Annotated in this window: 9 protein-coding genes; 6 read left to right on the forward strand and 3 right to left on the reverse strand. The window is 62.9% G+C overall.

What is annotated here, in order from left to right:
- Positions 1 to 80 precede the first annotated feature (80 nt).
- From NKK51_RS03360 to NKK51_RS03375, 4 genes are all read left to right on the forward strand, one after another.
- On the forward strand, positions 81 to 833 hold the full coding sequence (locus NKK51_RS03360; RefSeq protein WP_352551182.1) for an SDR family NAD(P)-dependent oxidoreductase: 753 nt from the start codon (positions 81 to 83) through the stop codon (positions 831 to 833).
- Between the two features lie 211 nt (positions 834 to 1,044).
- Positions 1,045 to 2,394 carry a glucoamylase family protein gene (locus tag NKK51_RS03365; RefSeq protein ID WP_128302893.1) on the forward strand — a complete coding sequence of 450 codons (1,350 nt, stop codon included), beginning with the start codon at positions 1,045 to 1,047 and terminating at the stop codon, positions 2,392 to 2,394.
- Positions 2,384 to 3,916 (forward strand): mercuric reductase, encoded by a 1,533-nt coding sequence (locus tag NKK51_RS03370; RefSeq protein WP_352551184.1) that lies wholly within the window; start codon positions 2,384 to 2,386, stop codon positions 3,914 to 3,916. The genes NKK51_RS03365 and NKK51_RS03370 overlap by 11 nt, the downstream gene beginning before the upstream one ends.
- A 167-nt stretch (positions 3,917 to 4,083) precedes the next feature.
- The gene (locus NKK51_RS03375; RefSeq protein ID WP_352551186.1) at positions 4,084 to 5,319 is read left to right on the forward strand and encodes a glycosyltransferase family 4 protein; all 1,236 of its coding nucleotides are present in this window, start codon (positions 4,084 to 4,086) and stop codon (positions 5,317 to 5,319) included.
- A gap of 99 nt (positions 5,320 to 5,418) precedes the next feature.
- On the opposite strand, the gene NKK51_RS03380 is transcribed toward NKK51_RS03375, so the two are convergent.
- From NKK51_RS03380 to NKK51_RS03390, 3 genes are all read right to left on the reverse strand, one after another.
- Complete coding sequence (locus NKK51_RS03380; RefSeq protein ID WP_352551188.1) at positions 5,419 to 6,393, reverse strand: hypothetical protein; 975 nt, start codon at positions 6,391 to 6,393, stop codon at positions 5,419 to 5,421.
- A 235-nt stretch (positions 6,394 to 6,628) separates the two neighbouring features.
- Complete coding sequence (locus NKK51_RS03385; RefSeq protein WP_023811553.1) at positions 6,629 to 7,204, reverse strand: DUF1349 domain-containing protein; 576 nt, start codon at positions 7,202 to 7,204, stop codon at positions 6,629 to 6,631.
- A 91-nt stretch (positions 7,205 to 7,295) separates the two neighbouring features.
- Positions 7,296 to 8,735, reverse strand: coding sequence for an aldehyde dehydrogenase family protein (locus NKK51_RS03390; RefSeq protein ID WP_352551190.1), 1,440 nt, complete (start codon positions 8,733 to 8,735; stop codon positions 7,296 to 7,298).
- Between the two features lie 268 nt (positions 8,736 to 9,003).
- On the opposite strand from NKK51_RS03390, the gene NKK51_RS03395 reads away from it, so the two are divergent.
- On the forward strand, positions 9,004 to 9,663 hold the full coding sequence (locus NKK51_RS03395) for a TetR/AcrR family transcriptional regulator (protein WP_352551192.1): 660 nt from the start codon (positions 9,004 to 9,006) through the stop codon (positions 9,661 to 9,663).
- Positions 9,664 to 9,877: 214 nt separating this feature from the next.
- Positions 9,878 to 12,289: a GcvT family protein gene (locus tag NKK51_RS03400; RefSeq protein ID WP_352551194.1), complete on the forward strand. Its 2,412-nt coding sequence runs from the start codon at positions 9,878 to 9,880 to the stop codon at positions 12,287 to 12,289.
- The last annotated feature ends 54 nt before the right edge of the window (positions 12,290 to 12,343 follow it).

Consider the following 12,343-nt stretch of genomic DNA (forward strand, 5'->3'; position numbering starts at 1 on the left):
GACCGCACAGTCGCCGTCGATGGTATGGCGGTCGCGCGTGGTTGGCGTCCATCGGGTTCAGGTGACGGGGGGAGAATCAGATGCCGATGAATTTTGCAGGACGGTTCAGCGGTCGAGCGGCGGTGATCACCGGCGGCGCATCGGGCATCGGTCTGGCAGTGGCTCAGAGGATTGTCGAAGAGGGCGGACGGGTTTCAGTCTGGGATCGCGATCCTGCTCAGATCGAACAGGCCAGGACTACCCTTCCCGGCCTCCACGGTGTTGCCATCGACGTCGCCAATGCGGCCGGCGTGGAACGCGCCAAACAGTCGGCGATCGAAGCGCTTGGCGGTGTCGACATCCTGGTCACCAGTGCGGCGATCACCGGACCCAACATGACGACCTGGAATTACTCGGTCGAAGATTGGCAGAAGGTCATCGACATCAACATCAATGGCGTCTTCTATTGCAACAAGGCGCTTGTCCCGCATATGCTCGAGCGCAACTATGGCCGCATCGTCAACATCGCTTCGATCGCCGGCAAGGAAGGCAATCCCAACGCTTCGGCCTACAGCACCTCGAAGGCCGCGGTGATCGGCCTGACCAAGTCGCTCGGCAAGGAGCTGGCCAAGACCAAGGTGACGGTCAATTGCGTCACACCGGCGGCCGTGCGCACCGCGATCTTCAGGCAGATGAGCCAGGAGCACATCGACTTCATGCTGTCCAAGATACCGATGGCGCGCTTCGGCGAGGTCGACGAGGTGGCGGCGCTGATCTGCTGGATCGCCTCGGAAGAGTGTTCGTTCACGACCGCCGCCGTGTTCGACGTTTCCGGCGGCCGCGCCACCTACTGAGGCAGGACGCATCTCAATTCCGCGTGACGACGCAACGAACTGGAGCGTAGGGGCGTATAGTCCAGACGTCGAATCGACGTTGACGCAACAAAGCTATGCGGGAAAGCTATGACGCGGCATGACAGTTCAGCATGCGTGATGACCTGCCGGCCCGGGGCAACTGGTTGGCGGTTGACGGACGCTGCAGCCATCCGGCGGGAGCTTGCTTGCTTTGCTTAGAGCCGAGCCTGGCGCGCTGTCCGACGACGAGCTTCTGGACCGCTATCAGCGCGCCGCCTTCGACTATTTCCTTGAGAACGTGAACCCCGAAAACGGACTGGTCGCCGACACCTCGCGGCCGAATTCGCCGGCCAGCATCGCTGTCGTCGGCTTCGCGCTGTCCAGCTATCCGGTCGGCGTCGAGCGCGGCTGGATGGCGCGCGATGCCGCCGCGAAGCTGACGCTGGCAGCGCTGCGTTTCTTCTCGGCCGGCTCGCAAGGCAATGGCGAGGAGGTCACCGGCCACAAGGGTTTCTACTACCATTTCCTCGACATGCGGACCGGCCTGCGCGTCTGGCGCTGCGAACTGTCGATGGTGGATACGGCATTGCTGATATCGGGCATGCTGGTGGCGGGCGCCTATTTCTCCGGTGATGATGACGAGGAAGCCGAAATCCGCCAACTGGCCGAGGCGCTCTACCGGCGCGTCGACTGGCGGTGGGCACAAGGCTCAAGCCCGACCTTGCGACAAGGCTGGAAGCCGAGGAGCGGCTTTCTCCACTATGGCTGGGAGGGCTACAACGAAGCCACGATCCTCTACGTCCTGTCGATGGCCTCGCCCGACAGCCCGACCTCGGACAACAGCTACGAGGGCTGGACGGCGACCTATCAGTGGGAGAACATTTACGGCTACGACGTGCTGTATGGCGGTCCGCTGTTCATGCACCAGTTCTCGCATGCCTGGATCGATTTCGCCGGCATCCGCGACGCCTTCATGCGCGAGAAGAACTCGGACTATTTCGAAAACAGCCGCCGCTCGACCTATCTGCATCGCGACTATGCACGCCACAACCCTTACGGCTATGGCGGCTACGACGAGAACCTTTGGGGTCTTTCGGCGGGCGACGGGCCAGGCGGTTTTCGCACCAGCGTGGAGCGACAGCGCCGGCGGTTTTCCGGCTATGCCGCGCGCGGCGCGCCGTTCGGGCCCGATGACGGGACGATCGCGCCTTGGTCCTATCCGGCATCACTGCCTTTCGCCCCGGAGATCTGCCTGGCGGCGTTGCGCCATCTCGGTGATCGCTACCCCGAGGTGATCGACAATTTCCGACTGCCGAGCGGTTTCAATCCGACATTGGCGAACCGGCGTAAATTCGGGAGGCACGGCTGGGTGTCGGAAGGCCACTATGGGCTGGACCAAGGCATCGTGGTGATGATGATCGAGAATCATCGGTCAGGGTTGATCTGGAGACTGATGCGGTCAAATCAACACATCCGCAACGGCTTGCGCAAGGCCGGATTCAATGGCGGCTGGCTGTCTCAGCCGGCAAGCCCGGCGTCGGGTGGCGGCGATGTCGCGTGACCGGACCAGGGCTGCCGCCTTTCCTGTCGATCACAACGACATTGAGCTGATCAAGGGCGCCCATCCGCCGCACTGGAAGAACCCGCAGCCGGACGGTCCCTACAACCTCGTCGTCATCGGTGCCGGACCGGCTGGACTGACCGCCGCCTACGAAGCGGCCGGCCTCGGCGCAAAGGTCGCGCTCATCGAGCGCAACCTGATCGGCGGAACTTGCGTCAATGTCGGCTGCATCCCGTCGAAGTCGATCATCCGCACCGCAAGGCTTTATGCCGACATGCGCGACGCCGAGAATTTCGGCGGCGACATGCCGGACCGTCTTCACGTCAACTTTCGGCGCGCCATGACGCGGATGCGGCAGATCCGGCAGCGGATCAGCCGCGCCGATGCCGCCGATAGCCTGATTTCCGAAGGCATCGACCTTTATTTCGGCGAAGCGCGGTTTTCCGGAAGGGACGCTGTCACGGTCGCCGGACAAACCTTGCGTTTCAGAAAGGCGCTGATCGCGACAGGCGCGCGCCCGAGGCTGCCGACGATCTCGGGGCTTGCCGACGCCGGCTATCTCAGCAACGAGACCATGTTCGATCTCACGGAGTGCCCGAAGCGGCTTCTGGTCATCGGCGGCGGACCACTCGGTTGCGAAGCGGCGCAGGCCTTCTGCCTGCTGGGCGCGAAGGTCATCCAGGCGCAGCGCGAACCGATGTTCCTGCCCGGTGAGGAACGCGATGCCGCCCAAATTCTTTCGGACGCGCTGGCGCGCGAAGGTGTCGAGGTTCGCCTCAACACCGAGGTGGTGGCGGTGCGGACGGAAGGCGGCAAGAAGCTCGCCGACCTGGTGTGCGACGACGTCACGACGACGATTTCCGTCGACGAGATCATCACCGGCATCGGCCGATCGCCCAATGTCGACGGCCTCGACCTGGAAAACGCCGGGGTGGCATATGATGCCGACGGTATCAAGGTGGACGATTATCTCCGCACCACAAATCCGCGCATCTATGCGGCGGGCGATGTCTGTCTCGTCTACAAATTCACCCACACCGCCGAGGCGACAGCCCGCATGGTCGTGCGCAATGCCCTGTTTCTCGGACGCGGGAAACTGAGCGAACTGGTCATTCCGTGGTGCACCTATACCGATCCGGAGATCGCCCATGTCGGCCTCTATCCGGCGGAGGCGCGCCAGAGCGGCATTCCGGTCAAGACCTATACGGTGCTGATGCACGATGTCGCCCGTGCGGTGATGGACGGCGAGGAGGAGGGTTTTGTCAAAATCCACGTCAGGGAGGGGTCCGACCGCATTCTGGGCGCCACAGTCGTCGCCAGCCATGCCGGCGAGATGATCAATGCGGTGTCGCTGGCGATCAAATCGGGCATGGGACTGCGTGCGCTGGCCGACGTCATCCATCCATTCCCGACGCAGGCGCAAGGCATCAAGATGGCCGGTGACGCCTATCGGCGGACAAGGCTCACCTCATCGTGGAAGCGTCTGGCGGGCCGCTGGTTGGCGTGGTCCAGGCGGTGGTGATATTCCGGCAGCCTGGCACAGTTGGTGCATCTGACATTCAGCGACGATGCGGCGCTTGATGAAAGCGGCGTTCGGCTGAACAAGTCGAAGCCGATTGTTGTGGTTTTGGGGCCGTCGCGCATGTCGTCTGGAATGAAGTCTCAGGCGCAAAGCCCGGAGCGTCCGCTTTGAAACCCGCGGACGCACAACCGCTCGACGCTGTCTCCGCGGCGAAAGCCGGGCGACGTGTGCTGGTTGTGTCCCACGATCCGGCCTTTCCGCCGATCTCCGGCGCGGATTTGCGGAACTACCGCAATGCTGAGTCTGCTGCGCAATTCGGCCCGGTCTGCCTGGTGTCTGTGCTGCCGCAGGCGACGGAAACAACCGATCCGTCGATCCGCACCGAAGCCTTGTCGATCAAGGGAGAGGCCCGCTCCGCCTCGATCGGGTGGTGGCGCATAAGGGCGGAGCGTCGCATCTCGCGCGTCGCCTTGACGCGGCTGGAGGCACTGGTTCGGGACTTCCGCCCCGATACGGTGCTGATCGAGGGCATCGGCCTGTTCAAGCTGCTGCGGCCTTTGCGGGCACTGACGAAACATCTCATCCTCGACATGCACAACGTCGAGTCCGACTTGGCGGGGCAGTTGCGGCACGTCGATGTGAAGCGGCCTGCGGTGGCGACGATCAGCGCGGGCCTTGGCATCAGGCGTCTCGAGAGAAAAGCGATTGCCCTTGTCGACCGGGTCTGGGTCTGCTCGAGCCAGGATCGAGAGCGGTTGATGGCGCTTTCCCGGCATAAGTTGCCGATCGATGTCGTTCCAAACGGAATTCCGCACGCCGGGCACAGCCCCGAAACGCTGCCCGACGAGCCCGGATCCGGCGAAAGCTTTCCGGTGATCCTGTTCGTCGGCCATCTCGGCTATCCGCCAAACGTCGACGCCGTCCAGAGATTAGCCGGCTCCATACTTACGCGCATCCGACTGGCCTTGCCGACCGCGACACTGATTCTCGCTGGGCGCAACCCGACAACGGCCGTGCAAGCGCTGGCAGGATTGCGGGGCGTGGAGCTCGTCGAAGACCCCGAAGACATGGCGCCGCTTCTGTCGAGAGCGCATCTCACCATCATCCCGCTTGCGGCAGGCGGCGGCACCCGCATCAAGATTTTGGAGGCGATGGCGTGGGGCGTGCCGGTGATCGCCACGCCTCTGGCGGCCGAGGGCCTGGATCTGGTCGACGGGGAGGAACTGCTGCTGTCGGATACCGATGAAGGGCTTGCCGGAATGGCTGTCGGACTCTGCCTGGATGCCGACCGCAGGGCACGGCAGCGCATCCGCGCGCATCAAGCGGTTTGGGCAAGGTTCGGCCCAGAAGCCATCCGCAATGCCGTCCGCGGCGGGCTGGGGCTGGACGAGGCTGGCACATGATCCGTCCCTCCACCAGATATGGAGGAGCCACATCGTTCCACATCGCTTGCAGGAGCCCGCTTCGCACGACGTCCAGCCGGAATTTCGTGGTCTGCCCTATCAGGATGCGTGCTGAAGCTCTTGCCGAATGGGGCCGAGATAGGTTTGCGGATGCAAGCGTCCCCAAACATGGCCACGGTCGGTCAGATGCGCGACCTGCTCTATCCAGCGTCTCGGCGCATCGGGGTCCCTCACCTCATGCCAGTCGTCGACGATAATGACAGGCAGGCCCTGGTAGAGCGGGTCGAGCGGCGAGGTCCTGGTGACGACGATGCAGCCGAGATAAAACAGCTCCCATGTCCTATGGCAGTCCAGGCCATTGCCTTCGGTGGACAGCACGAGCGGGTATTGCGAGTATAGTTGCCAGATCGAGCGCTGCGAGACCCGTTTCGTCAGGAAATCGACGTGCGGACATCCGCCCAGGGCATCAAGCAGTTCCCGGCGCTGCCTCGAGCCATTGCTGATGCTGAAATCAGAGAACAGCCTGGGCGGGCGGCGGTCCACATGATCCTGCCGGGCGCGTATGATTTCCAGTTGCTTCACAAGCCCTGCCGGCGTGGCAAGGGACCGAGGCGTGTGAAGATCGAGCCCGATCGGGAAAGGCTTCACTCTGGGGTGAGTGCCGTCACAATTCTGGCTGTACCAGGAGACCAGGAAAGCGTTGGCGAGAAGTTGGTCGACGGTGTCCTTCGCCAGATCCGACGGCACCGAAGCATCTCCGTCGGTCGTCAGCAGCGTGAACGGTGCCGTGATCGTCGGCAGCACGATCCTGACGAACGTGTCGAGGTCGCAGGTTTGCGCATCCCTGGACAAGGTGCTCAGGCGCAGCCAGACAATGCCATGCGCGCCGCTGTAATGTTGGCGGAAAAATGCCTCGCTCTGCGTCGATGCAGTTGGCGCGTTGCGATACCAGCGCGGCCCGGCGAAATCGCAGAAATGCCCGATGCCCTGCGACCACAGCACGGGCGGAACGTCAAGAAACCTTAGCGCCCTGGAATAGACGGCTCTTTTGACAGCCCTTCGAAACCTGCCCATCGGCAACTCCTAGCGCGGATGCCAATAGTGTTGCAACGTCCTGCCTGGCATATTCGCCTTGAGCCGAACCCGGGCCAAAAATTTCGAGCCGTCTGGCGGCGTCGCAACTGGCTGACGATCTCGCCGGCTGCAGTGCCGCGACCAACTCCCGGCACGGCCGGAAGCACGCGGCGGTCTACAGACTTGATCGCGGCAAAGGTCGAAGTGCTTGCGGTTCAGCGCAAGACCGCACATCTCAATCGTGCAATTCCCGCGATATCGGCGGACCGAGGGAGAAATCGGAGAACGTTACCTCAAAGCCCTCGCGTTGCGGCGAACAGCACATCATGCCGATATCGACCGTCTTCGAGGTCGGGAAATAGGCAAGCCGCACAGGCTTCCAGTGGCCGTCGGAAGCATCGAGGTACTGGACGCGGATCGCCTCGGCGTGACGGGTCAACCGGATCCTGACGCCGTTCGGATCGGCATGAATGGCGACCAGCGACCAGTCTGACGTGTCGTTGGTGACGACAACGGAGAAATAGGCAAGGCCGTCGGTGTACTCGATACCGGCCTTGATCCAGTGCGTTTCGCTGAGCCGGACCATCAGCCCGGCCTGATCATAGAGGACTTCGTAGTCGCCTTTGACCGTGACTTCGGCGCTGAAATCGCCTTCGACCGGCCGGTGCAGGAAGTGGCCGTTGTCGCGCCAGAAACCGTAGAAGGTCTCGCGCCAGAAATCGGTCTCCTTACCGGTGCGCACACGAACGCTGTCGCCGTCGATAGAATGGTGCGGCGGCGGGTTAAGCCAGATCAGATCTTGCACTGTCATCCTTTCGCGCCCCTCCAATCCAGATGTGCATGGCGGTGTTGCCGGCATGGTCGGCAGTGACCGATCAGTCAGGCTGATCGGTCACTGCCGATCAGCCTGCGAACGTATAGGCCGTCTTCACCGTGGTGTAGAACTCCGCCGCATAGTGGCCCTGCTCGCGCGGCCCATAGCTCGAACCCTTGCGACCGCCGAAGGGAACATGGAAATCGACACCCGCCGTCGGCAGGTTGACCATCACCATTCCGGCCTCCGAATTGCCCTTGAAGTGCGTGGCATGCTTGAGGCTCGAGGTGCAGATGCCGGAGGTCAAGCCGAAGGGCGTGTCGTTGGCGACGGAAAGCGCCTCGTCATAGTCCTTGACGCGAATGACGCTGGCGACAGGTCCGAAAATCTCCTCGCGCGAACTGCGCATGGCATTGGTGGCCTCGGTCAGCAATGCCGGCTGCAGATAGAAGCCTGGCGTCTTGCGGTCGAGCCGCTCGCCGCCGAAGGCGAGCGTGGCACCTTCCCTGACGCCGATGGCGATATAGTCCTCGTCCTGCTTCAGCTGCGTCGCGTCGACGACAGGACCGATCTGGGTCTGCGCGTCGAGCGCATCGCCGATGACCAGTTTGCTCATGCGATCCTTGAGGGCATCGACGAAACGGTCATGGATGGCCTCGGTCACGATCAGCCTGGACGACGCGGTGCAGCGCTGGCCGGTCGAGAAGAAGGCGCCATTGAGCGCGCAATCGACGGCGATCGCAAGATCGGCATCGTCGAGCACGACCAGTGGGTTCTTGCCGCCCATTTCAAGCTGGAACTTGCGCATGTGTTCGATGCTTGCCGCGGCAACGCGCTTGCCGGTACCGACCGAGCCGGTGAAGCTGATGGCGTTGACGTCGGGACTGTCGAGCATCGCCTGACCGACCACCGAACCCTTGCCCATGACGAGATTGAGCACGCCCTTTGGCAGGCCGGCGCGATGCAGGATGTCGACAATGGTCCAGGCGCTCTCGGGAACCAGCTCCGCCGGCTTGAAGACGACGGTGTTGCCGTGTGTCAGCGCCGGAGCGATCTTCCAGGCCGGAATGGCGATCGGAAAATTCCACGGCGTGATGATGCCGACCACGCCGACCGCCTCGCGCGTCATCTCGACGCCGACGCCCGGTCGCACGCTCGGCACGACCTCTCCGGTCAAACGCAAGGTTTCGCCGGCAAAGAAATCGAAAATCTGGGCGGCGCGAATGGTCTCGCCGATGCCTTCGGCCAGCGTCTTGCCTTCCTCACGCGCCAGGTTGCGGCCAATCTCGTCCTTGCGCGCCAAAATCTCGTCGGAGGCCTTTTTCAGCACCGCGTGACGCGCCAGCGGACCGGAGCGGGACCAAGCCGGGAACGCTGCCTTGGCCGCGGCGATCGCCTGCTTGGCCTGTTCGACACCCGCCGAGGCATAATCGCCGACGATGTCACCGGTATCCGAGGGGTTGATGTTGCGCGAACCGGCGTCGCCGACCCACTCGCCATCGATGAGGTTCTTTCGAAACAGCGTCATATCGTATGTTCCTGCTTGTTGGCCGCGCGGGCATCTGTCTGAACTGGTATTTGCCAGACAATTGCCTCGCGGGAAAGCAAACAGTGAACCAGCAGCCGCGACAAAAATCCCCGCTTGCGCCGCGCGGATGGCGGGCGACGACAATGCCCCATCGAGCCTCGATGCAGCCAACAGCCACGATGTATCGTTCGGCTTGGGGCCGATTTGGTCTGTACACAAATGTCCATAGCCTTGATTTGCCTGAGGCAGCGTGTCATGCGTCGTGTCGATGGCAGCTCTCGAAACGACGATTCAGCGCGCCGGCGCCACCGGCAATATCAAGGCCACTCGCGAAGACTGGCTGAAGCTTGCGCTTGAAACGTTGATCTCTGACGGGGTCGAACGCGTCCGCGTGCTGACGCTTGGACAGAAGCTCGATGTGTCGCGTTCCAGCTTCTACTGGTATTTCAAGAGCCGACAGGATCTGCTCGATCAATTGCTGGATTACTGGCGGCAGACCAACACCAGGTTCATCGTCGAAAGGGCCAGGCGGCCTTCCGCGACCGTCATCCGCGGGGTGATGAGCATTTTCGAATGCTGGGTGGACGAAAAACTGTTCGATCCGCAGCTGGATTTCGCGATCAGGGCCTGGGCCCGCCGCTCGCCCGCCATCAGGCGCGCGCTCGACGAGGCCGACGAGGAGCGCGTCAACGCCATCCGCGACATGTTCCTGCGCCACGGCTATGAGGAAGAAGACGCGTTCGTGCGAGCCCGTGTGCTGTATTTCATGCAGATCGGCTATTACTCGCTTGAGCTCAACGAGCCGATGAGCAGCCGCCTGCCTCACGTCGCCGGTTATCTGCGCAGCTTCACCGGCCAGGAGCCTCCGGCGGAGGATGTCGAAGACTTCTCGCGCTATGTCGAGAAAACGCTTTCGCGCAACCGATAGTACGGCCCGTTCGGCCCCCGCGGCTGGCGACTTCGCGGGCGCGCATCGGCCCAAATAGCAAGCACGTTTGCTGCCGATAGCAGCGGAGGCGCCCCTCTGCCGCATCGGCGCAAAGCGACATCATGGACCGTTCATTCCGTCCTCCGCCAAGCTCTGGACACATATGTACAATACCGATAGGGTACGCCACACTGACTGGGTGGAGTGCGACAGGATGAAATCCCAATACAGGGCGATCGTCATCGGCGGCGGCGTGGTTGGAGCCTCGGTGCTCTATCACCTGGCGAAGTTCGGCTGGAGCGACGTCGCGCTTATCGAACGCGAGGTACTGACAGCGGGATCGAGCTGGCATGCGGCCGGCGGATTCCATGCGCTGAACGCCGATCCCAACATCGCCGCCCTGCAGGCCTATACGATCGACCTGCTCTCCGAGGTCGAGAAGGAATCGGGCCAGAGCATCGGCATGCACATGACCGGCGGCATCTCGGTCGCCTCGGCGCCCGAGCGCTGGGAATGGCTCAAGGCCTCCTACCGCATCTTCCAGACCATGGGCATCGACGATGTCCACCTGGTCGGTGTCGATGAGATCAAGCAGCGCTGCCCGATCCTCAACACCGACGGCATGCTGGGAGGCCTCTATGCCGCGCGCGAGGGCCATATCGATCCCTCAGGCGTGGTGCACGCCTATGCCAAGGCAGCCAGGCTGCGCGGCGCCGACATCATCGAGCACAACCGGGTGCTGGAACTGAACCGCCGCGCCGATGGCGGCTGGGACGTGGTCACCGAGAAGGGCACGGTGATTGCCGAGCACGTCGTCAATGCCGGCGGACTGTGGGCCAAGCAGGTCGGCAGGATGGCCGGCATCGACCTGCCGGTATCGCCGATGGAACACCATTATCTCGTCACCGAGGCATTGCCCGAAATCCAGGCGCTGGACATGGAATTGCCGCTGATCGTCGATCTCGAAGGCTTCACCTACATGCGCCAGGAGCAGAAAGGCCTTCTGCTTGGTATCTATGAGGTCAACCACAAGCACTGGAACATGGACGGGGCGCCCTGGGACTACGGCATCGAACTGATCCAGGAAGATACCGACCGCATCGCCGACGAGCTGGCGCTCGGCTTCAGCCGTTACCCCTGCCTGGAGAATGCCGGCATCAAGCGCTGGGTGAACGGCGCCTTCACCTTCTCGCCGGACGGCAATCCGCTGGTCGGCCCGGTGCGCGGCGTTCCCAACTACTGGGTGGCGTGCGGTGTCATGGCCGGTTTCCTGCAAGGCGGTGGCGTCGGCAAATCGCTTGCCGAATGGATGATCCATGGCGAGCCGGAAGCCGACGTCTACGGCATGGACATCGCCCGCTATGGCGATTTCGCCTCCAACCGCGAATACATCAGGCAGACCACCGGGCAGTTCTATTCGCGCCGCTTTGTCATGAGCTATCCCAACGAGCAGTTGCCGGCGGGACGGCCCTTGAAGACGGCCGGGGCGCATGACGCGATGGAGGCCGCAGGCGCGCGCTGGGGCAATTCATGGGGCATGGAAGTGCCGCTCTATTTCGCGCCGCAAGGCTTCGTCGAGACACCGACGCTGAAGCGCTCCAACGCCTTCGACATCGTCGCACAGGAATGCCGCAAGGTGCGCGAAGGCGTTGGCCTGCTCGATATATCAGCCTTCTCGCGCTATGAGATTTCTGGGCCTCAGGCGGAGGCCTGGCTCGACCGGCTGCTTGCCTGTGCGCTGCCGAAGCCCGGCCGTGCGAAACTCGCGCCGATGCTGGGCGAGAACGGCAAGCTCAAGGGCGACCTCACCGTCTTCAACTGGGGAGATGGCTCCTGGTGGGTCATGGGCTCCTATTATCTGCGCCAGTGGCATATGCGTTGGTTCGAACAGCATCTGGGCGACGGCGTCACCGTCCGCGACATTTCCGATGCGGTAGTCGGTTTCTCCCTCGCCGGTCCCAATGCGCGAATGCTGCTTGAGCGCCTCACACATCAGGATGTTTCGCACGAGGCCTTTGGCTTTCTTGCATGCAGGACGCTCGATGTCGGCCTGGTGCGGGCCAAGGCCGGTCGGCTGTCGGTCATCGGCGAGCTCGGCTACGAGATCCATTGCCAGGCCAATGAGCACGCGGGCCTGCGCCGCGCGCTGCTTGCCGCAGGCAACGATCTGGGCGTCACCGAATACGGCTTCGGCGCGGTCAATTCGCTGCGGCTCGAAAAGAGCTTTGGCATCTGGTCGCGCGAGTTCACGCAGGACTATACGCCTGATGAGACCGGCATGGACCGCTGGATTGCCTTCGACAAGGGCGATTTCATCGGCCGTGAGGCGGCGCTGAAAGAGCAGAAGGCTCCATCCAGGCGCACGCTGGTGACGCTCGAAATCGACGCGGCGGATGCCGATGCCAGCGGCTACGAGCCGGTCTGGAACAAGGGTAAGCTGGCCGGATTCGTCACCTCCGGCGGCTACGGCCATACGGTCGGCAAGAGCCTCGTCATGGCGCTGGTCGAGCGCGAGGCGGCCGATATCGATACTGAGTTGACAACCCACATCGTCGGCGTCGAAAGAGGTGCGCGCGTCATCGCTTCGTCGCCATACGATCCACTGGGCAAGGCGATGCGGGCATGACCGATCGAACCGGCGCCATCCCTGTAAAAGACCATTCGATGATCCACGCTCCTT

Source organism: Mesorhizobium sp. M0011, from assembly GCF_040324155.1.
Lineage (GTDB): Bacteria > Pseudomonadota > Alphaproteobacteria > Rhizobiales > Rhizobiaceae > Mesorhizobium.